At 59.9% G+C, this 21,619-nt stretch carries 14 protein-coding genes, 2 tRNA genes and 3 rRNA genes; 10 read left to right on the top strand and 9 right to left on the bottom strand.

What is annotated here, in order from left to right:
* The first annotated feature begins 5 nt into the window (after positions 1 to 5).
* Positions 6 to 890, top strand: a complete 885-nt coding sequence (locus tag Q7S58_RS08240) for an LLM class F420-dependent oxidoreductase (protein WP_304823305.1) — start codon at positions 6 to 8, stop codon at positions 888 to 890.
* A 26-nt stretch (positions 891 to 916) separates the two neighbouring features.
* Here Q7S58_RS08240 and Q7S58_RS08235 read toward each other — a convergent pair whose 3' ends face one another.
* The 3 genes from Q7S58_RS08235 to Q7S58_RS08225 all read right to left on the bottom strand — a co-directional run bounded on the left by Q7S58_RS08235 (position 917) and on the right by Q7S58_RS08225 (position 5,044).
* Positions 917 to 2,023, bottom strand: coding sequence for a hypothetical protein (locus Q7S58_RS08235; RefSeq protein WP_304823302.1), 1,107 nt, complete (start codon positions 2,021 to 2,023; stop codon positions 917 to 919).
* 195 nt (positions 2,024 to 2,218) lie between these two features.
* Positions 2,219 to 3,610, bottom strand: a complete 1,392-nt coding sequence (locus tag Q7S58_RS08230; protein WP_304823299.1) for an amidase — start codon at positions 3,608 to 3,610, stop codon at positions 2,219 to 2,221.
* A 39-nt stretch (positions 3,611 to 3,649) separates the two neighbouring features.
* Positions 3,650 to 5,044 carry an amidase gene (locus Q7S58_RS08225; protein ID WP_304823296.1) on the bottom strand — a complete coding sequence of 465 codons (1,395 nt, stop codon included), beginning with the start codon at positions 5,042 to 5,044 and terminating at the stop codon, positions 3,650 to 3,652.
* Between the two features lie 210 nt (positions 5,045 to 5,254).
* On the opposite strand from Q7S58_RS08225, the gene Q7S58_RS08220 reads away from it, so the two are divergent.
* The 6 genes from Q7S58_RS08220 to Q7S58_RS08195 all read left to right on the top strand — a co-directional run bounded on the left by Q7S58_RS08220 (position 5,255) and on the right by Q7S58_RS08195 (position 12,309).
* A complete protein-coding gene (locus Q7S58_RS08220) occupies positions 5,255 to 5,719 on the top strand; it encodes a hypothetical protein (protein ID WP_304823292.1) in 465 nt (154 codons plus the stop codon).
* Positions 5,720 to 5,728: 9 nt separating this feature from the next.
* Positions 5,729 to 6,610 carry an MBL fold metallo-hydrolase gene (locus tag Q7S58_RS08215; RefSeq protein ID WP_304823289.1) on the top strand — a complete coding sequence of 294 codons (882 nt, stop codon included), beginning with the start codon at positions 5,729 to 5,731 and terminating at the stop codon, positions 6,608 to 6,610.
* A 242-nt stretch (positions 6,611 to 6,852) separates the two neighbouring features.
* Complete coding sequence (locus Q7S58_RS08210; RefSeq protein WP_304823286.1) at positions 6,853 to 8,787, top strand: hypothetical protein; 1,935 nt, start codon at positions 6,853 to 6,855, stop codon at positions 8,785 to 8,787.
* A gap of 331 nt (positions 8,788 to 9,118) precedes the next feature.
* Positions 9,119 to 10,471 carry a DUF444 family protein gene (locus Q7S58_RS08205; RefSeq protein ID WP_304823283.1) on the top strand — a complete coding sequence of 451 codons (1,353 nt, stop codon included), beginning with the start codon at positions 9,119 to 9,121 and terminating at the stop codon, positions 10,469 to 10,471.
* Entirely contained in the window at positions 10,468 to 11,940 is a 1,473-nt protein-coding gene (locus Q7S58_RS08200) for a SpoVR family protein (RefSeq protein ID WP_304823280.1), read from the top strand. Before Q7S58_RS08205 ends, Q7S58_RS08200 begins: the two co-directional genes overlap by 4 nt.
* A 186-nt stretch (positions 11,941 to 12,126) precedes the next feature.
* Complete coding sequence (locus Q7S58_RS08195; RefSeq protein ID WP_304823277.1) at positions 12,127 to 12,309, top strand: hypothetical protein; 183 nt, start codon at positions 12,127 to 12,129, stop codon at positions 12,307 to 12,309.
* A gap of 57 nt (positions 12,310 to 12,366) precedes the next feature.
* Here the strand turns inward: Q7S58_RS08195 and Q7S58_RS08190 are convergent, their stop codons facing one another.
* Positions 12,367 to 13,506, bottom strand: coding sequence for a P1 family peptidase (locus Q7S58_RS08190; RefSeq protein ID WP_304823275.1), 1,140 nt, complete (start codon positions 13,504 to 13,506; stop codon positions 12,367 to 12,369).
* Positions 13,507 to 13,689: 183 nt separating this feature from the next.
* On the opposite strand from Q7S58_RS08190, the gene Q7S58_RS08185 reads away from it, so the two are divergent.
* The 3 genes from Q7S58_RS08185 (at position 13,690) to Q7S58_RS08175 (ending at position 16,659) form a co-directional block, all read left to right on the top strand.
* Positions 13,690 to 15,729 (top strand): APC family permease, encoded by a 2,040-nt coding sequence (locus tag Q7S58_RS08185; protein ID WP_304823271.1) that lies wholly within the window; start codon positions 13,690 to 13,692, stop codon positions 15,727 to 15,729.
* A gap of 103 nt (positions 15,730 to 15,832) precedes the next feature.
* On the top strand, positions 15,833 to 16,219 hold the full coding sequence (locus Q7S58_RS08180; protein ID WP_304823268.1) for a VOC family protein: 387 nt from the start codon (positions 15,833 to 15,835) through the stop codon (positions 16,217 to 16,219).
* 59 nt (positions 16,220 to 16,278) lie between these two features.
* A complete protein-coding gene (locus tag Q7S58_RS08175; protein WP_304823266.1) occupies positions 16,279 to 16,659 on the top strand; it encodes a protease inhibitor I42 family protein in 381 nt (126 codons plus the stop codon).
* A gap of 83 nt (positions 16,660 to 16,742) precedes the next feature.
* On the opposite strand, the gene rrf is transcribed toward Q7S58_RS08175, so the two are convergent.
* From rrf to Q7S58_RS08150, 5 genes are all read right to left on the bottom strand, one after another.
* Positions 16,743 to 16,860, bottom strand: a 5S ribosomal RNA gene (gene rrf / locus Q7S58_RS08170).
* Positions 16,861 to 17,052: 192 nt separating this feature from the next.
* Positions 17,053 to 20,058: ribosomal RNA gene (locus tag Q7S58_RS08165) — 23S ribosomal RNA — on the bottom strand.
* Between the two features lie 162 nt (positions 20,059 to 20,220).
* Positions 20,221 to 20,296, bottom strand: a tRNA-Ala gene (locus Q7S58_RS08160).
* A 51-nt stretch (positions 20,297 to 20,347) separates the two neighbouring features.
* Positions 20,348 to 20,424 (bottom strand) — tRNA-Ile (locus Q7S58_RS08155).
* A gap of 227 nt (positions 20,425 to 20,651) precedes the next feature.
* A 16S ribosomal RNA gene (locus Q7S58_RS08150) occupies positions 20,652 to 21,619 on the bottom strand; the annotation flags it as partial.

Below are 21,619 nucleotides of genomic sequence, written 5' to 3'. Positions count from 1 at the left end.
AAAAAATGAAAATCGGAATATTCGCGATGAGCACCGGCAAGATGATCGGCGGCGCGCTGCTAAGCTGCCTTGCGTCGAACGCGGAGCGCCTGGGCGCATCGACGTTGTGGGTGCCGGAGCACGTGGTGCTGATCGACAAGTACTCGTCGAAATATCCGTACTCGCAGGATGGAGTTCTGCCGGCGCCGACCAACGCGCCGATTTTCGATCCTTTTCTGTCGCTGACGTGGATGGCGGCGGCGACGAAGAAGATTCGGCTCGCGACGGGAATCTGCCTCGTGCCGGAGCACAATCCGGTGGTGCTGGCGAAGGTGATCGCGACGCTGGATTTTCTGAGCGGCGGCCGCGCGATTCTCGGCGTCGGAATCGGATGGCTCGAAGAGGAGTTCCAGGCGATCGGAATTCCGTGGGAACGGCGCGCGCATCGGACCCGCGAATGTATCGACGCGATGCGCCGGCTGTGGGGCGACGATCTGAGCAGCTATCGCGGCGAGTTCGTCAATTTTGAAGGCGTGCGTTCGAATCCGAAACCGGTGCAAGGGGAGAAGCTGCCGATATTTTTTGGTGGCGAGAGCGGTCCGGCGCTGCGGCGTGTCGCGGAATACGGCAACGGGTGGGTCGGCTTCAATCTCACGCCGGCCGAGGCGGCGGCGAAGATCAAACGGCTCGAGCAGTTGCTCAAAGCCAACGGCCGCAAGCTCTCGGACGTCGAGCTCGCGGTATCGCCCTACACCAAGCAGATCACCAAGGATGACCTGAAGCGCTATCGCGACGCGGGCGTCGAGGAAGTCGTGCTGGTGAATCTGAGACCGCCGCGCGCCGAAGAAGAACTGGTGAAGGATCTCGAGAAAATCGCGCAGGATTGGATCGAGCCTGCGGCGAAGCTGTAGGAATCGGCAGCGGCGCGACCGAGCTATCAGTACGCGACGAAGCCGTGCGTCTCGATCAGGCGGACTGTCACGCCGTCGAGGCTGGTTGGCGCCGCGGCCTGGATCTCCGGCGTAAGCTTGGTGACGTACACTTCGATCGCGGCCTGGCCGGCGCGATCGCCGATAGCGATGCCGGTGCCGACCGCGCCGGGGATTCGCATCAACTCGGCATTGCGATTGGTGCGGATAGCCGCCGCCGATGCGACGGCTTCGCTGGTTACGCCAACGTTTCCGGATTGAGCAAGTTCGGTGGCGGCGGAGGCCGAGGCGGCGGGAGCGACACACGATCCCACCATCTTGACGGAGAAGGCGCGGAGCACGTTGCCGATCGGATTGGCGAGCGTCGAGGAGCCGTCAGCGGAGCCCGCGAAGAGCAGACCGACCGCTTGCGGACACGGATCCTGCGTCACGATCAGCGAGCCCGAATCGCCGGCGGCAGAGAAGTTCATGCCGGTGATCAGAATTTGATTCACGAAATTTGCGTGCTTGCGCTCGGGATGAAAATCGTCGTAGCCGACGGTTGCATTGACCGCGACAGCGCTAACCATGCCGAGCGTCAGGCAAGTGGTGCGGCCCATCTTCTGCACTTCGAGGCCGGGCGCGGCGGCTGCGGTCGAATTCGCGATCGCGCCGATGTTCCTGATGTCGGCATCCACGTCGCCTGCGCTGATCCGGGCGATCGCCGCGTCAACGGTATTTTGCCGGACTCGGCTGAAGGTCAGCTTGACGGTGCGGCTGAGGGTGGCCACGCGATTGCCGCCGACAGCCTTGCATTGAGTCTCAATCAGGCCGGGTTGCACGATGGATTCGCCCGCCTTGGCCCGGTTGGTGCGCGCGAGCACGTGATTGTTGCTGAGGATGTATTGCCCCGCCGAATCCTGCACGAGCGAGCCGAGCGTCCCGCCGAAGCAGTAGATTTTTTTCTTGTTGCGCTGGAACGACTTAATGTTACCGCCTGACGTGCCGAGCAGAATGGGGCGGTTGAATCTTGCCTGCTGATCGCAGACCGCTTGTCCGTATGCCAGCGTCGCTGACAGCTCGAGCACGAGCAGACCTGCCGCAATCGTGCGCGTGAGCCATGATAATATTCTCATGGCGATCCCCCTTTCGTTCCGCTCGCTGAACCAGCGCGAGCATCCAGGCGCGAATCGCGCGATGATGCCGGTCAGCCAGTGTCAAAATGGTACGAACGCTCTTCCAAGGCAGTCAACGTCGATCACGACGCCGCGCAATTGTGATAGTCGCGAGTCAAATTTGACGAAGCAGATTTTTGATCGGCAGTCAGCCGGTCAGAGCGTCGGACGCCGACCGTGCCACGGGCGCGCTTCCTCGAACTGCGCGGCGAGCGCGATGATCCCTCCTTCGTCGCCGGGACGGCCGATGATCTGGATCGCGAGCGGTAGTCCCGCCTGAGAGAAGCCGTTCGGCATCGAGATCGCCGGCTGGCCGGTCGAATTGAACGGGAACGTGAATGCGATCCAGGCGTAGATCTCGTCTGCGCCGGTTTCGAGTTTGGCAGGCATCGAACCGATTCGCACTGCGGGCTGCGTCAGCGTCGGCGCGAGCAGCGCGTCGTAGGGCATCAGTGCCTGCACGATCTCGCGCGAGGTATTGTGCATCCCGGCGATCGCGCGAACATAGTCGGCGGCGGAGATCCGGCTGCCCCAGTCGTAGCTGCCGCGCACGACCGGATCGAGCAGGTCGGGATTCGGGATGTCGAGCGCGGCGACCGACGAGCCGACGATCACGCGCGCAAATTTGTTGAGGCGCGCGCCCGGGTCGATCGCGATTGGCTCGACGGTGTGGCCGAGTTGGCGAAAAATCGCGCAGGCGGAATCGAGGCCGGCGAGCGTTTCGGGATCGACTGTGCCGAGCGAGGACTCGGTGATCAGCGCGAGGCCAAGTTTCTTCGGGCGGATCGACGCCGATTCGAAGAACGGTCGCGCAGGCGGCCACGCGGCGTAGGGATCGCCGGGGACCTGGCCGGCCATCGCGTCGAGCATCAGGGCGGCGTCGCGGACGGTGCGCGCGATCGGGCCGGTGGTCGAAAGCCCGCCCCATCCTTCGCCGGCCTGCGGCGCCATCGTGACGCGACCGCGCGACGGCTTGATGCCGACGAGGCCGCAGCACGCCGCCGGAATCCGGATCGATCCGCCGCCGTCGCTGCCCTGCGCAATTGGATGCAATCCGCCGGCGACCGCCGCCGCCGAACCGCCGCTGGAACCTCCGGCGGTATGCTCGAGATTCCAGGGATTGCGCGCCGCGGGACAGAGCCCGCCCTCCGTCGTCGGGCGGAGACCGAACTCGGGCGTGGTCGTTTTGCCGAGCAGGATTCCGCCGGAGTGCGCAAGTCGGACGGCCAATTCCGCATCGACGGGCGCGTGCCAATTCTCAAAATTCTTCGAACCGAACGTGGTGCGGATATCCTTGGTCCAGAGCAAATCCTTCAGCGAGTAAGGGACGCCAAAGAGCGGCAGCTTCGACGCGTCGGTGGCGCTGATTTTCTCGAGGCGGTCCGCGTCGGCGAGCGCGCGCTCGGCGGTGACGGTGATGAACGCGCCGAGGCGCGGGTTCAGGTGCGCGACGCGTTCGAGGAAAAATTCGGCAACTTCGCGCGGGCGAACTTCCTTCTTCAGCACCATCGCGCGGAGCACGGTCGCTTCAATGAATGGATCGAGCATCGTTGATCCTCGCTTAATTTGCGGCGCCGACGCGGCTCGTCAGTCGAGTTGCGGATGTTTGTTGTTCCACGGACGCGCCTTTTCGAACTGAGCGGCGAGCCCGATAATCGTCACCTCGTCCGCGGGACGCCCAACGATTTGCATCGCGAGCGGCAGGCCCGCTTTGCTGAATCCGTTGGGCACCGAAAACGCGGGCTGGCCGGTTGCGTTGAATGCAAACGTGAATGGAATCCACGCGGTCAGCTCCATCAGGTATTTGCCCGGATGCGATGGCAAGGTGCCGAGCCTAACCGCGGGACTGCTGGTCACCGGCGAGATCACGCAATCGTAGGGCGCCAGTTCCTGCACCACCTCGCGCGCCATGTTGTGCATCTGGGTGACGTTCAGGATGTACTGCGAGGCGGTCATCTTCTGGCCGGCTTCCCACAATTCGCGAACCACCGGATCGACCAGGGTGATGTCATTAACCGGCACCGAGCCGATGCCCGCGCAAATCAGTGGCATCACGATATCGGCCATCCGGCCACCGGGATCGCAGGTGATTGGCTCGACGTGATGGCCCATGTCCTCGAGAGCTTTGGCGGCGGATTCGAGCGCCGCGATCGTTTCCGGATCGACCGCCGACAGCGAGGTCGTTGAGATCATCCCGATTTTCAGATGGCGCGGAGAAATGTCGCACGCGGCTCGAAACGACGTTATTGGCTCGGGCGCCCAGTATGGATCGCCGACGACGGGGCCGTGCAAAACGTCGAGCATCGTGGCGACGTCGCGCACCGATCGCGCCATCGGGCCGAAGGTCGCGAAGCCCGCCCACGCTTCGCCGGCGACCGGCGACATCGAGATGCGTCCGCGCGACGGCTTGATGCCGACGACGCCGCAGCATGCGGCCGGGATGCGAATCGAGCCGCCGCCATCGCTGCCCTGCGCGAGCGAGCCGAGTCCTGCCGCGAGCGCGCTGCCCGCGCCTCCGCTCGAACCGCCGGCTGTATGCTCGAGGTTCCACGGATTGCGCGCCGGCGGGCAGAGTCCGCCTTCGGTGGTCGGGCGTCCGCCAAATTCGGGCGTCGTGGTCTTGCCGAGCAGGATTCCGCCGGCGTTGCGCATGCGCGTCACGACTTCGTCGTCGGTGGGCGGCATGAAGTTCTCGTAGTTCTTCGAGCCCATCGAAGTGCGGATGTCCTTGGTCCAGTTGAGATCCTTGATCGAGTACGGCACGCCGAACATGAGTGCGCGGCGCTGCTCGGCTTCGGTCATTTTTTCGATTCGATCGGCGTCGGCGAGCGCGCGCTCGGGCGTGAGCGTCATGAATGCGCCGAGCTTAGGATTGAGCTTCTGCGCGCGTTCGATGAAAAACTGCGCCACCTCGCGCGGGCGGAGGTCTTTTTTCATGACCATCTCGCGCAATTCGTGGGCTTCGATATATGGATTGAGCATCGTCGGTACCTCCGCGGCTCGCGTGCTGATGAAACCGCGCTCTGCGATTAAGCGATTAACAGATTCGATTCAGTGCTTCGCCGAATTGGTTACTTAACCCAAAAGTGGCGGTGGCACCAAACAATCGAGCGGTGTAAATCGAGACTCGCGAAATGAGATTCATCGAACGGTAAAATTTCGCACTGAACTGGACAGGAATGGGACTGGCGATTGTTCGGAACGGCGATTTTATGGACCCATGCGATCGCGGGCGCGCTCTGGCTGGGGGCGTCGGCAAGTTTTACGATCGCGGGCCTCGCACTCGTAGCCGGCAGCGAGGAGCAGCGCAGTTTCGTCGAGCGAGGCGCGGGGCGAATCAACGCGTGCGCGATGCTCGCGGCGGTGCTGCTGGTGATCACCGGGATGCTGAACCTGGGCCGCGTATTCCAACTGCGCGCGGGATCGCTCTCGCATGCGTTTCTCTACGTGCTCGGCGTAAAGATCGTGCTGTACATCGCGATGCTGATGACGCTCGGCGTCGCGATGCGCGCAATCCCCGCGATGCGTTTTGAATTGGGACGCGGAATCGAAGGCGCGGCGCCGCGTGCGATGCGCACCATGCTGCGCGTGCATATCGCAATTCTCTCGATGGGCGGTATCGCGATGATTCTCGGATTGTGGTTGGTTGGGAGCTAGGACATTACGATGCATCATACGCCGCCCAAAATCGCGATCGGATCGTTCACCGTTGCGTTCCTCACCGATGGCCTCTGGCGCAACGACGGCGGATGCATGTTCGGCGTGGTGCCGCGGGAGCTGTGGAAGCGGGAACATCCGCCCGACGAGCAGAATCGCATCCGGCTGAATCTCACTTGCCCGCTGATCATCAAGGGCAGAGATGCGGTGCTGGTTGATACTGGAATCGGCAATCGGCTCGGCGCGGTCGAAGGTAAGATTTTCGATCATGGCGAGGGGTGGCTGCTGGACCATCTGCGCGCGCTCGGGATGGAAGCGGGCGACGTGACGCATCTAATCGTGTCGCATCTGCATTTCGATCACTGCGGCGGAATCGTCAGGAGGCGCGAGTCGGGCGTGCTAGAATCGTCATTTCCCAACGCGCGCATCTTCGTGCAGAAGGGCGAACTTGCGATCGCGAAGAATCCGCGAAACGAACGGCTCCGCGCCGCATACAAGGCCGCCGGCGAGATCGTGGCGATCGCGGAGCGGCAATTCGAGGCAATCGACGGCGATACCGAGATCGTGCCGGGCGTGATGGCCGTCCGCACCGGCGGGCATACCGCGGACCATCAGATCGCCGCGGTTCAGGACGGGGCCGACAGTTTCGTGCATCTGGCGGATATCGTGCCGACGCGATCGCATATGCGCGGGCCGTGGAACCAGGCATACGACCTCGATGCGTTGCGGTCGATGGAAGAAAAGGCGCGGTATCTGGAACAGGCATCGGGCAGCAAGTGCTGGCTATCTTTTGCGCATGATGACTCGATTTTTGCCGCTCGCGTGAGAAAGGAACACGGTCGTTTCGAAATTACCGATCGAGTGCCCGTCTCTTACGCGGCAGAAGCTTAGGCTGTTTGTCGCGAAGTCAGTCCGTCGGGCGTGATTCGTCATCCCGGTGCGCCACGGCGTGACTGGGGTGCATGGATGTGTCCGTTGGCACACCTTCTTGCTTGTTGGAGGTGATTTGCTCCGTTATACTGACAATCAGGATGGGCTATCCAAATAGCACGGCCCGACCGTTTGTAACTTCCACTGCAGCTTTCCCTGTAAGCTTACTGGCCCCACATACTCTTAACCGAAGGAGATAGCCGATGGCGGATCTCAACCACTTCGAGCGAGTGATTAAAGAAGACCGCGCCGCGCGCGAATCGAAGGCATGGCGGGGCAACCTCCTCGAATACCTGGAAGTCCTCAAGTCCGATCCGACAATCACCAAGCTCGCGCACGCGCGGATCTATGACCTGATCATTTCGCTCGGCACTCGCGCCCTGCACGACACCGACGACTCGCGCACCAAGCGGCTCTACAAGGACGAACCGCTCAAGGTTTACAACTTCTTCGCCGAGGAATTCTTCGGGATCGAGCGGACGATCTCGCAGATCGTGCGCTATTTCCATTCCGCGTCGCTGAAGGGCGAGGAAAGCCGCCAGGTGCTCTACCTGATGGGTCCGGTCGGCTCGGGCAAAAGTTCGCTGGTCGAGCGGATTCAGCGCGGGCTCGAGCAGGTCGGGCTGATCTACGCGATCGAAGGATGCCCGATGAATGAAGAGCCACTGCATCTGATCCCGCGCCATCTGCGGCGCGAGTTCGAGAAGATGCTCGGCGTTCATATCGAGGGCGACCTGTGCCCCGTCTGCCGTTACCGGTTGAAGAGCGAGTTCGGCAATCGGTACGAGGAATTCCCGGTCGCGGCGCGAAACTTCTCGAAGCGCAACCGTGTCGGCGTCGGCGTGGTGCCGCCAGTCGATCCGAACAACCAGGACACGTCGGTGCTGATTGGATCGGAAGACATCTCGAAGCTCGACCAGTATTCCGAGGGCGACCCGCGCGTGCTGGAACTGAACGGCGCGCTGAACGTCGGCAATCGCGGAATCGTCGAGTTCATCGAGGTATTCAAGAACGAAACCGAGTACCTGCACGCGATGATCACGGCGACGCAGGAGAAGGTGATCCCGGCGCCCGGCCGCCACGGGATGGTGTACGTCGATACGTGTATCGTTGCGCACTCGAACGAAGCCGAATGGCAGAAGTTCAAGGCCGATCACACCAACGAAGCGATCCTCGATCGAATCGTGGTGGTGAAGGTGCCGTACAACCTGCGCCTGTCGGAGGAAGTGAAGATCTACCAGAAGATCATCCGCAACTCCGATTTCCGCGCGCATGTCGCGCCTCATACGCTCGAGCTGGCCTCGATGTACGCGATTCTCTCGCGGCTCGAGCCGACCTCGAAGTGCGACCTGATGACCAAGCTGCGCCTCTACAACGGCGAGGAAGTGGTCGAGAAGGGCCGCACCAAGAAGATCGACGTGCAGGAACTGAAGGAAGACACCAAGCGCGAAGGGATGTCGGGGATTTCGACGCGGTTCATCATGAAGGCGCTGGACAACGCGCTGTCGGACAACGTCACCGGCAACTGCATCAATCCGATCAACGTGCGCGAGTCGCTGATCGCGATGACCAAGGAAGGCGACCTGCCCGACGATACGCGGAAGCAGTACTTGGAGTTCCTGCAGGACACGCTACACAAGGAATATCTCGACCTGCTGGAGAAAGAGATCACGCGCGCGTTCGTGTATTCGTACCAGGAGCAGGCGGAATCGCTGTTCCAGAATTATCTCGATCACGCCGAGGCGTACGTGAACAAGACGCGCGTGCGCGATCGCAATACCAAAGAAGAGCTGGCGCCGGATGAGGGCTTCCTCAAGTCGATCGAGGAGCAGATCGCGATCATTGGATCGGCGGCGGACGGCTTCCGCCAGGAAGTGATCGCGTACCTGTGGGCGACTTCGCGGCGCGGCGAAAAGATCAGCTACAAGAGCTACGAGCCGCTGAAGGAAGCGATCGAGAAAAAGCTGATGACGTCGGTGCGCGACATCTCGCGCATCATCACCAAGGCGCGCACCCGCGACGAGGAGCAAGGCGAGAAGTACGGCTCGATGGTAAAGAACCTGCTCGAAAACGGCTACTGCGAGTCGTGCGTGGACGTCGTGCTGAAATACGCGGCCAACAATCTCTGGAAGGATTGAGCGCGACAGGAGGCGATTGGACATCGGAGGAAGAAAGATCCGGGATTCTTCGCTTCGCTCAGAATGACAAATGGGGAGCGTCGCCTGGCAAATGCTGGAATCGGTCCTTTTGTCATTCAGAGCGGAGTCTGCGGAGCGAAGAATCTCGGGTCAAAGGATCGTGGATCTGATCGAAGCGAAAAGATGATAAATCGAAAAAGTAGAGCCGAATTCTTCGCTTCGCTCAGAATGACAAAAAGAACTCACAGGCTTAAGATCAGAACAGTGAGCGCGGACGCTTGCGGCGCTGTTATTGCGAATGTGAAGGCAGCGACGCGGGGCTGAGGTGACTATGGCTGGCGATACGATCTTTCGCGAATACCGCGTGTCGGACGCTGAGCGCTCGGATCGCTCGGCCGGCGACCGCTTGCGGCATCGGCAGAAAGTGCGTGAGTCGATCCGCGAGAATATCGCCGACATCATCGCCGAAGAATCGATCATCGGCAAAGACAAGGATCGCATAATCAAGGTTCCGCTGCGCGGAATCAAGGAATACCGCTTCGTTTACGGCGATAACTCGGGCGGCGCATCGCAGGGCGACGGCGATTCGCGCCCCGGCCAGGTCGTCGGCAAGACCGGCAAGGAAGGACCCGGCAAGGGCGACCAAGCCGGCGATCGTCCCGGCGTCGACTACTACGAGACCGACGTCACGCTCGAGGAATTGATCGAGATCATGTTCGAGGACCTCGAATTACCCAACCTCGAGCGTCGAGCATTGCGCGAAATCCTGTCCGAGTTTTCCTCGCAGCGAAAAGGCTATCGCAAGGTCGGCATCCGGATTCGCCTGGACAAGCGCCGCACCGCGAAGCGGCGCGTGATGCGCATGCTGGCCTCCGAAAAACGCCACGATGCTGACGCGCGGGCAGAGGCCATCGCTGCGACGAAGGCAGCCGCGGATGCGTCGCTGGACGATCCAAACTCGGATTTGGAAGCCGCCGCCGACTTGACGATCGACGACGCCGAGTCCGACGGATCGCTGGCCGCCGAGGAAGAATCGTTCGCCCCCGGTTCGATCGCAACGCTGCAACGCGTCAAGCGCCGCTTCCCGTTTCACACCGACGATCTTCGCTACAAGCATGTCGAGGTGGACACCAAGGAGGAGTCGAACGCCGCGGTGATCTGCATCATGGATACGTCGGGCTCGATGGACACGATGAAGAAGTATCTCGCGCGCAGCTTCTTCTTTCTGCTCTACCAGTTTATTTCGACGCGTTATCGCAACGTCGAGATCGTTTTTATCGGGCATCACACGGAAGCGACCGAGGTCACCGAGGAAGAGTTTTTTCACAAGGGCGAATCGGGCGGCACGTTTATTTCGTCGGGCTACAACAAGGCGCTTGAGATCGTCGCCGCGCGCTATCATCCGTCGTTGTGGAACTTGTACGCGTTTCACTGCTCGGACGGCGACAATTTCGATTCCGACAATCCGGCGGCGCTGAAGTCCGCCGAGGAGCTGGCGAGCATCTGCAATCTGTTCGGCTACGGCGAGATCAAGCCGCTCGGTTCGCGCTACTACGAGTCGTCGATGCTGAACGTATTCCGCCGCATCCAGGCGCCGAATTTTCACACCGTGCTGATCGAGCGCAAGGAAGACATCTGGCCATCGTTCAAGGCGTTCCTGGCCAAGGACCGGGTAAAGGAATGAGCGCATCGAGCGTCAGCGCGGGGGCCAATGCTCGCGACACCACGTGGAGCCTCGACGACCTGGTCAGATGGGACGAGCGGATCCGCGCGAAGATCGACGAGTTCGGACTCAGCTACTACCCGCAGGAATTTGAACTGTGCGATCACACCGGGATGCTGGGCTACATGGCCTACAACGGGATGCCGTCGCATTATCCGCACTGGTCCTACGGCAAATCGTACGAAAAGCTGAAGACGCTTTACGATCACGGCGTCAGCGGATTGCCGTACGAGATGGTGATCAACTCGAATCCGGCGATCGCGTACCTGATGCGCGACAACTCGCTGCTGCTGCAGATCCTCACGATGGCGCACGTGTACGGCCACAACGATTTCTTCAGGAACAATTTCACCTTCACGTCGGCGACGCGCGCCGAACTGACGATCGAAAATTACAAGGCCGCCGCGATGCGCGTGCGGCGTTACGTCGAGGATCCATCGATCGGGATCGAGAAGGTCGAGCGCGTACTCGACGCGGCGCACGCGCTGAACTGGCAGTGCCGCCGCAATTTCGCGATCAAGAAGCTGACGCCGCAGGAACAGATCGATCGCGCAATCCAGACGACCCAGGGCCATCCCGATCCGTTCCAGAAAATTCATGCGCGCCGCGTGGTTGAAGAGCCCGATTTGCACAAGGTGCCAATCGAGCCCGATGAAGACCTGCTGCTGTTCATCCGCGACCACAATCCGTTCCTCGCCGACTGGGAAAAAGATCTGCTGACGATCGTGGCCCATGAAGCCAAGTACTTCATCTCGCTCATGGAAACCAAGATCATGAACGAGGGATGGGCGAGCTACTGGCACAAGCGGATTCTCGAATCGCTGGGCCTCGAGCAGGGGCTGTATCTCGAATTCATCGTGCGCCACAACCAGGTGGTGCGGCCGATTCCCGGGCAGATCAATCCGTACCATCTCGGGCTGAAGGTCTGGGAAGACATCTATCGGCGCTACACGAATCCTACGGCCGAGGAGATCAAGCGCGACGGTCCGCCGGCTAAATCTGGACTCGAAAAACTGTTCGAGGTGCGCGAGGTCGAGCGCGATTCGTCGTTCCTGCGGCGCTTCCTGACCGAAGATTTGATGCGCGAGATGGATATCTTTGAGTATGAAGCGCGCGGCGAGGAACTGGTCGTCAGCAAGGTCGCGGACGACGCGGGATGGCGCGAGGTCAAGGAAACGCTGATCAAGAACGTCGGCACCAACTCGATTCCGGTGCTGAAGATCGAGGACGCGGACTTCGGTCAGAATCGCACGCTCTACGTGAAGCATTATCACGACGGCCGCGACTTGCATCTCGAGTACGCGGAGAAGAGCCTCGCCTACTTGCAGCGCCTGTGGGGCCGCGAAGTCGTGCTCGAGACCGTGCTCGAAGGCAAGCGCTCGCTGCTCTGCAGCAACGATCGCGGCTTCTCGGTGCGCTCGCTGAAGTAGGCGGTCGCAAGGCGGGCCGTCGGGGCGCGGACAATCTCGAACCGTCCGCCGACTCTCGGATCCCCGGCGATCACCTCGACTCCGCAAGCCCGACTGCTGACCTTGCTCGTTGCTTTAGATTTGAGGGTCGGATAATTTCTCCACAGGACGACGCGGTTTGGGTCGGCTGCAAGGAGGCGCTGGGTGATGGAGTGGCCGAAGTGCCAGAAGTGCAATAATGGCACCTTGATTCCCCTATCGGATTACGGTCAGGAAGGTGCGTCAGTCATGTTCAAGGCGTGGGTCTGCACCAATCCGGATTGTGGCTTCAGCCTGCGGGTTGACAAGGGCGAAGTGACCTACGGACGACGGATCGAGACCAAGCACTGATTCTGGGTGAAGAAACGATTTCGCGAGGCGGCTTACGATAGCCGCCTTTCTCTTTTTTCAGGAAGCACTTTCTGATCGGCGCGCGTAACGACGCATCAGCTCGATCAATCGATCGTGCGGGATCGCCTCGACGCGCTCGCCGTTGATTCCAGTCATCGTTTCCGCCGCGACCAGGGCATTGACGATCGCTTCTTCCGTCGCCTGCACCGCGGCGGTGAACAGCGGATCCATTCGCGAGTTTGCAAGCATCTTCACGCTCGCAACATCGTCGCTCGATTCGCCGGCAGCCGCGGTCGAAAACGCGAGGAACAAATCGCCCGAGCCGTTGCCGGAGACACTGCCGGTGCGCGCGAGTCCCATCGTGAGGCGCCGCGCGATTCGCTTCAGTTGATGAGGCAGCAGCGGTGCGTCGGTCGCCGCGACGATTATGATCGATCCCAAGTCGGGCTGCGCGGCGGTTTCTGACTCGGCTCGCAACTTCCGGCCAACCGGTATCCCGGCAATCGTTAGTTCCTTCCCACGCCCGCAATTCAACTGGACCAGCACGCCGAGCGTATAGCCGCCGGCTTTGCGTTCGAGCCGCCGCGACGCGGTGCCGATTCCACCCTTCCATCCGTAGCCGATCATTCCGGTGCCGCCGCCAACGCAACCTTCGGCGACGCGCCCGGTGCGTGCCGTATCGAGCGCCTCCCATGCATGACGCGGCTTCACGTGGAATCCGTCGGTGTCGTTGAGGCGTCCGTCCCAGGTCTCGGCCACCACCGGCAACGACCACGGCTGTGGCATTTGCCGGCGCTTCACCTGCCACTGGATGACGGCGTCGCGCACCACGCCGACGCTATGGGTGTTGGTGATCATGATTGGAGTGGTGAGCAAGCCCGACTCTTCGACCCATGCGGTTCCAGTCATCTCACCGTTGCCGTTCAGTGCAAAATATCCGGCGAAGGCCGGCGCGAAGTTGCGTTTTCCGCGGGGCAGAATCGCGGTTACTCCGGTGCGCACGGGTCCGCGTCCGACGATCAGCTTGCCGTTGCCGCGAATGATCGTTGCGTGGCCGACCTCGACGCCCGCGACGTCGGTGATCGCGTTGAGCGGCCCCGGTTCGCCGTCGAATGGAATACCGAGCGCCCGTGCGCGCGGCCGCGACGACGTGCGCATCGGTTCGCGTATCGCTTTGCGAATCGGCTTAGTTGCCATCGCCAAAGTCATATCCCGCGACACGCGAGGCTGCTATCGGCGGCAGTGCAAAATGCAGGATGCGATTTGCGCGTGGCCGTTGCGCGATGCAATCCCTGCATCCTGCGCCAATGCTGAAAGATTTTTCGGACCGGTAATTGCTCCGTTGGTGAATGCGGTCTCTTCATCACGGGGTACCTCAACTTGGCAGCTTCGCCCAGAGTCACACTACCGGAACAAACAAATTCCCCGCCGCTGTTCGGCAGAAACACCCGCACCATCGTCGTCACCACCGGGATGCTCGCGTTCATCTCGTTCTGGCGCGCGTCGGCGGTCGTGCTATGCGATCTCGCGTCGACCGTGTATTACATCGGCGGCATCGTCGAGACCGCGGTCGGCCGCTCCTCTCCATATTTCATCCTGGCCGTGATGCTCTTCTCGTACGCGGTGCGCGCCGTGTATGTCGAATCGTGTTCGATGTTCACACGCGGCGGAGTTTACCGCGTCGTGAAAGAAGCGATGGGTTCCACGCTCGCGAAGATCTCCGTCTCCGCGTTGATGTTCGATTACATCCTGACCGGACCGATCAGCGGCGTCTCGGCGGGCCAGTATCTCACCGGCTTGATGAACGAATTGTTCAAGCTGGGCGGCGTGCATTTGGTCTTGCCGCAAAATCTAAGCGCGGCCGTGTTCGCGATCGGCGTCACGGTTTATTTCTGGTGGCAGAACATCCTCGGGATCGAGGAGTCGAGCGGCAAAGCGATGCGCATCATGCAGGTCACCACGGTGATGGCCGTCATGATGATCGTCTGGTGCGGAATCACGCTGTATGTACGCGGCGCGCATCTGCCACCGCTCGAGTTGAAGTTCACCAGCGAATCGCTCGGTTGGCTGAAGCATCTGCCGGCGGCGCGCACGATCGGCGCGCTCGGCATCATGATCGCGTTCGGGCACTCGATTCTCGCGATGTCGGGCGAGGAATCGCTCGCGCAAATCAATCGCGAAATCGAAGCGCCCAAGCTGAAAAATCTGCTGCGCACCGGCCTGATCATTTTTCTCTACAGCATGTTGCTGACCTCGCTGATTTCGTTTTTCGCCGTGATGATCGTCCCCGACGCCGTGCGGATGTCGAAGTACGGCGACAACCTGATCGGCGGCCTCGCGATGTTCGTCGTCGGCCCACTGTGGATTCGGATCGCGCTCCGCGCTTTCGTGGTGTTCGTCGGCTTTCTCATCCTTGCCGGCGCGGTGAATACCTCGATCGTCGGTTCGACCGGCGTGCTGACGCGCGTCGCCGAAGACGGCGTCTTGCTCGACTGGTTTCGCCATCCGCACCGGCGCTACGGCACCAATCATCGAATCGTCAATCTGGTCGCGCTAATGCAGATCGGAACGATCGTGCTGTCGCGCGGCGATATGTTCTTGCTCGGCGAGGCGTATGCCTTCGGCGTCATCTGGAGCTTCGTCTTCAAGACCTTGTCGGTCGTGGTACTGCGCTATCGGCAGACTGCGCCGCGCATCTGGCAGGTGCCGCTGAATCTGAAATGGTTCCGGCCCGGCGGCCAGGATTTTCCGCTCGGATTGATTCTGACGTTCCTCGTCCTGTTCGCCACGGCGTTGATCAATCTGCTGACCAAGCAGGTCGCGACGGTCGCAGGAATCGGCTTCACCGCGGCGCCGTTCCTAATTTTCGAAATTTCCCAGAAGGTCAACGGCCACGTCGAGCACGCGTACGGCGAGGAGCCCGAGAAATTCAACCTCGAATTTATCGACGAGTCGGGGCTGCATCCGAAGCTGCTCGGCTTCGACGGACAGGTGAAGAAAATCATTGCGATTCGCGACCCGGGCAATCTGTCGCATCTGCATCGCTATCTATCTGAACCGGACCATGCGGAATTGATTGCGCTGACCGTGCGCATGGAAAAAGGTCTCGCCTCGAGCGACGGCGTCCAGCTCTTCACCGATACCGAACAGAAACTCTTCAGCCGAGTGGTCAAAACTTGCGAGGACCACGGGCGCGCGGTTTCGCAACTGGTCGCGGTCTCGAACGATCAGATTCACGCGATCGCGCGAATCGCGTATCTGCTGGGCGCCGACGAGGTCGTGATGGGCGTCTCGGAGCGATTCCAGCCCGACGTACAGCTCGAGAATTTCGCGATGCACTGGGGATCGCTCGCGCAATCGGAGCATCACGTGAAAGTGCGCGTGCTCTCGGCTACCCAGGGGGTCCGCGGCGAGATTTGAGCGAGCGCCGTCCGGACTGGAAGCACTACCGCCGATACCTCTTCGATTGCACGTATCGTGAACGGCGCGTACAAGAAATCCTGGCAACAGGAGGTATCGCGCTATGCCGCCGCAGCTCGACCATCTGATACTCGCGATCAACGATCGCGAGAAGAGCATCGATTTTTACACGCGAATCATCGGACTCACCTACGACGGCGAGCGCGAACCGTTCTCGGTGATTCGCGTCACGCCAAGCTTGGTGCTGCAATTGGCGCCGTGGGGAACCAAAGGCAACGAACATCTCGCGTTTTCGATGACGCGGTCCGAGTTCGAGAGCGCATTCGAGCGAATCCGCGCGGCCGGCCTCGAGTACGGCGACTCGTTTCACGCGGCGAACAACATGCGTGGACCGGGCGAGGAGGGCGGCGCCGAAGGGATGGGCAAGGCGCTCTATCTGTTCGATCCGAACAAGCACCTGATCGAAATCAGGCACTACGAAAAGGACTAGCTACGCGCTGGCCATCTTGCGCGTCCCAAGCACCATAACCTCAGTCGCATCGAGCATCGGTGCTACTGTTCGCGATGCTCGGCGTGATTTTGATGGTCGGGTCCACGGCACTAGCTCGAACCGTCACAGTGACCGAGCAGGACAACGGCGGCGGAGTGGTGCTCGCGCACGGCGACGACCTCGCCGTATCGCTCAAGGCTACTTCGGGCACCGGCTACACCTGGAAGGTGTCGAAAATCGATAGCAGCATCATCGAGCAGGCCGGTGATCCGACCTATGAACAAACTGGCAGCGCGATGCCCCGTGCGACGTGGAACGAAATCACGCGCTTCACTGCGAAATCCGCTGGAACCGGTGCGCTTGAGCTTGGCTACTCGCGTCCATGGGAAACGGACAAGCCGCCCGCGAAGATTTTCACGCTAAGCGTGATCGTGAAGTGAATCTGGTCGGATGAGCGTCATCGTGAAGCGGGCATCGTAGACTATAAAAAAGGGCGGAACCTTTCGATTCCGCCCTCGTGATTCCCCGGCCGCGTCCTACTCTCCCGTGACGCCTACGGTCACAGTACCATCGGCGCTGAAGGGCTTAACTGCCGTGTTCGGGATGGGAACGGGTGTTTCCCCTTCGCCATGGCGACCGGAAACCTGTCGAACCTGCGCCGCGACGTGTTAGGTCGCTGGCGTCGGTGCTCAAGCTCCGACTAACTGAATGTAGGGTCTTCAAATGCGCTTTCAAGTCCTGTTTGTGACTCGACCTTTGCCGTCCTATCCGATTAGCGATTGGAACTCGGATAGGTTCCGGCGACTACCGGCTTGCAAGCAAGCAGATAGTTAGTGGTCAAGCCTCACGGCCGATTAGTACCAGTCAGCTCCACGCCTTACAGCGCTTCCACCTCTGGCCTATCAACCTCCTGGTCTAGAAGGGGCCTTTAGGATCTTACGATCGGGATACCTAATCTTGAGGTGGGCTTCCCGCTTATATGCTTTCAGCGGTTATCCCGTCCGTACATGGCTACCCGGCGATGCGGCTGGCGCCACAACCGGTACACCAGAGGTACGTCCGTCCCGGTCCTCTCGTACTAAGGACAGCTCCTCTCAAGTATCCTTCGCCCACGGCGGATAGGGACCGAACTGTCTCACGACGTTCTGAACCCAGCTCGCGTGCCACTTTAATCGGCGAACAGCCGAACCCTTGGGAGCTACTCCACCCCCAGGATGTGACGAGCCGACATCGAGGTGCCAAACCTCCCCGTCTATGTGAACTATTGGGGGAGATAAGCCTGTTATCCCCGGCGTACCTTTTGTCCGATTAGCGATGGCCCTTCCATACGGGACCACCGGATCACTATGACCTGCTTTCGCACCTGCTCGAGCCGTCGCTCTCGCAGTTAAGCTCTCTTATGCCATTACACTCAACGGCTGGTTTCCACTCAGCCTGAGAGAACCTTCGCGCGCCTCCGTTATCTTTTGGGAGGCGACCGCCCCAGTCAAACTACCCACCATGCAGTGTCCCACACCCGGTAAGAGTGATGGTTAGAAGCCAAGAATCACAAGGGTGGTATTTCAAGGTTGGCTCCATGAGAGCTAGCGCCCTCACTTCATAGCCTCCCACCTATCCTACACATGAAATCCCTAGATTCACTGCAAAGTTATAGTAAAGGTGCACAGGGTCTTTCCGTCCTGCCGCGGGTACTCGGTATCTTCACCGAGAGTGCAGTTTCGCTGTGTCTGTGGTCGAGACAGCTGGGAAATCGTTACGCCATTCGTGCAGGTCGGAACTTACCCGACAAGGAATTTCGCTACCTTAGGACCGTTATAGTTACGGCCGCCGTTTACCGGGGCTTCGGTTCCCCGCCTCGCCCTTGCGGGCTAACGGGTCCCCTTAACCTTCCGGCACCGGGCAGGCGTCAGACCATATACATCGCCTTGCGGCTTAGCATAGTCCTGTGTTTTTGCTAAACAGTCGCTACCCACTGCTCTCTGCGACCCGCCGATGCTCTTGGGCGCGAAGCCCATCACATCAGCAGGCACACCTTCTTCCGAAGTTACGGTGTCAATTTGCTGAGTTCCTTAACCACAGTTCTCACAAGCGCCTTGGTATGCTCTACCCGTCCACCTGAGTCGGTTTGTGGTACGGTCACCAGTTTGTCTCGTTTAGAGGTTTTTCTCGGGAGCATGGGATCAGTTACTTCGCGAGACCTGACGGAATCGCTCGACATCACCTCTCGGCGTTAATGAAGCAGCGGATTTACCTACCGCTTCCGCCTACGGGCTTGAACCGGGACATCCAACACCCGGATAACCTACCCTCCTCCGTCACCCCATCACTCAAACGACAAACTGCTGGTGCAGGAATATTAACCTGCTTTCCATCGCCTACGCTTTTCAGCCTCGGCTTAGGCACCGACTAACCCTGAGAAGATTATCTTTACCCAGGAAACCTTGGACTCACGGCGAGAGGGTTTCTAACCCTCTTTATCGCTACTCGTGTCTGCATAATCACTTCTGGGACCTCCATACGTCCTTGCCGGTCGTACTTCATTGGCAACCAGAATGCTCCTCTACCGCTCCGCCAGCGAACTGGCGAAGCCCGCGGCTTCGGCGCGATGCTTAAGCCCCGTTACATTTTCGGCGCAGGTTCGCTTGACCAGTGAGCTGTTACGCTTTCTTTAAAGGATGGCTGCTTCTAAGCCAACCTCCTGGTTGTCTGGGCGCTCCCACATCCTTTCCCACTTAGCATCGACTTTGGGGCCTTAGCCGGCGGTCTGGGCTGTTTCCCTTTTGACCACGGACCTTATCGCCCGTAGTCTGACTCCCAGGTTAAGCTTGGTGGCATTCGGAGTTTGGTTAGGTTTGGTATCCTGGTAGGGACCCTAGCCCATCCAGTGCTCTACCTCCACCAGCCATCACCTGAGGCTATACCTCAATATATTTCGAGGAGAACCAGCTATCACGGAATTTGATTAGCCTTTCACCCCTACCCACAGTTCATCCGAGAAGTTTTCAATCTTCACCGGTTCGGGCCGCCACGGCATTTTACTGCCGCTTTACCCTGACCATGGGTAGATCATCCCGCTTCGGGTCTACTAAACGCGACTTGACGCTCTATTCGAACTCGCTTTCGCTACGGCTACACCTCTTTACGGCTTAACCTTGCCACGCCTAGTAAGTCGCAGACTCATTAAGCAAAAGGCACGCGGTCACCCGGAGACCGGAATTGCTTCCGGGCTCACCTGGCTTCCACTGCTTGTAGGCACACGGTTTCAGGTTCTATTTCACTCCCCTCACCGGGGTTCTTTTCGCCTTTCCCTCACGGTACTGGTACGCTATCGGTCGCAAGCTCATATTTAGCCTTGGCAGATGGTCCTGCCAGCTTCCCACGGAATTGCACGTGTTCCGCGGTACTCGGGAACTGCTTCCAGGAAGAGCAATCGATTTCGCCTACGGGACTATCACCCTCTATGGTTGCCCTTTCCAGGGGCCTTTGACTATCAATCGCCTTTGTAACTTCCCGGGTAAACCCTGAAGCAGCCCCACAACCCCACACCTATCACTAGGTGAGGTTTGGGCTGTTCCCCGTTCGCTCGCCGCTACTGAGGGAATCTCTGATTTGTTTTCTCTTCCTGCAGGTACTGAGATGTTTCACTTCCCTGCGTTCGCTTCTGCGCGCCTATGTATTCAGCGCGCGATGACATCCGATTAAGGATGCCGGGTTGCCCCATTCGGACATCTCCGGATCAAAGCCTGCTAGGCGGCTCCCCGGAGCTTTTCGCAGCCAGCCACGTCCTTCTTCGCTTGCTTGCGCCAAGGCATCCACCGTGTGCCCTTAGTAGCTTGACCACTTAAGGTCTCGAGTCACATACAAGGCTCTACTAACTACACTTGAAGATACCCTACTATTCAGTTGTCAAAGACCGGATCGGCATCCACGCCCTATCTTGCGACTCGGCGCGGAGCCAAAAATTGCCTCGGACGCGCATTCGCGTCCGGTCATCCTGATACTGGTGGAGCGGACCGGGATTGAACCGGCAACCCCCGGCTTGCAAAGCCGATGCTCTCCCAATTGAGCTACCGCCCCCAAGCCCTGTTAACCTTTCGAGCCGGCACCGCCTTTGATCAAGTGGCTAAGTGGTGGGCCTAGGTAGAGTCGAACTACCGACCTTGCCCTTATCAGGGGCACGCTCTAGCCAGCTGAGCTATAGGCCCCCTGAAATTGTGAGCGTCGGCCGGCCATGCGCAGCCTCGAAATCCAGTATCGATTATTGATCCGAAATCTTGTCAAAGAACAACCCCAAAGGGCTGGCCTCTCAAAACCGAATAGTAGTGCGAGCGGGGGTGGAAGCGACTTGCTGCCACGGTCGAAACCGACCGGTGTTACCCGGCGATTGACCTCGAATGGCCGCCACTCCGAAGAGCAGCAGCATCACTCGTTGAAAGGAGGTGATCCAGCCGCAGGTTCCCCTACGGCTACCTTGTTACGACTTCGCCCCAGTCACCGGCCATACCATAGGCGGCTACCTCCCTTGCGGGTTGGTGCACCGACTTCCGGTACAGCAGACTTCCATGGCGTGACGGGCGGTGTGTACAAGGCCCGAGAACGTATTCACCGCGGCGTTCTGATCCGCGATTACTAGCGATTCCAACTTCACGGAGTCGAGTTGCAGACTCCGATCCGAACTGAGGACTACTTTTTGGGATTAGCTGGCTCTCGCGAGTTTGCAACCCTTTGTGTAGCCCATTGTAGCACGCTTGTAGCCCTGGACATAAGGGCCATGATGACTTGACGTCGTCCCCGCCTTCCTCACGGTTGACCCGTGCAGTCCCCCTAGAGTGCTCAGCATTACCTGGTGGCAACTAAGGGCAGGGGTTGCGCTCGTTGCGGGACTTAACCCAACATCTCACGACACGAGCTGACGACAGCCATGCAACACCTGAACCGGCAGTCCCCGAAGGGAAAGCCTGATTTCTCAGGCGGTCCGCCGTTGTCTAGCCCAGGTAAGGTTCTTCGCGTCGCGTCGAATTGAACAGCATGCTCCACCGCTTGTGCGGGCCCCCGTCAATTCCTTTGAGTGTTAGTCTTGCGACCGTAGTCCCCAGGCGGAGCACTTAAAGCGTTAGCTGCGGCACAGAGAGGGTCGATACCCCCCATACCTAGTGCTCACCGTTTAGGGCGTGGACTACCCGGGTATCTAATCCGGTTTGCTCCCCACGCTTTCAGGCCTCAGCGTCAGGAACAGCCTAGGAGACCGCCTTCGCCACTGGTGTTCCTCCCGATATCTACGCATATCACCACTACACCGGGAATTCCATCTCCCTCTGCTACTCTCCAGCCCAACAGTATCGGTCAGTCCCTCTTAGTTAAGCCAAGAGATTTTATAACCGACTTGAAGAGCCGCCTGCA

Source organism: Candidatus Binatus sp., from assembly GCF_030646925.1.
Taxonomy (GTDB): domain Bacteria; phylum Desulfobacterota; class Binatia; order Binatales; family Binataceae; genus Binatus.
Note: the sequence above shows the minus strand (reverse complement) of the source record. Positions and strands in the feature narration are given on the sequence as shown.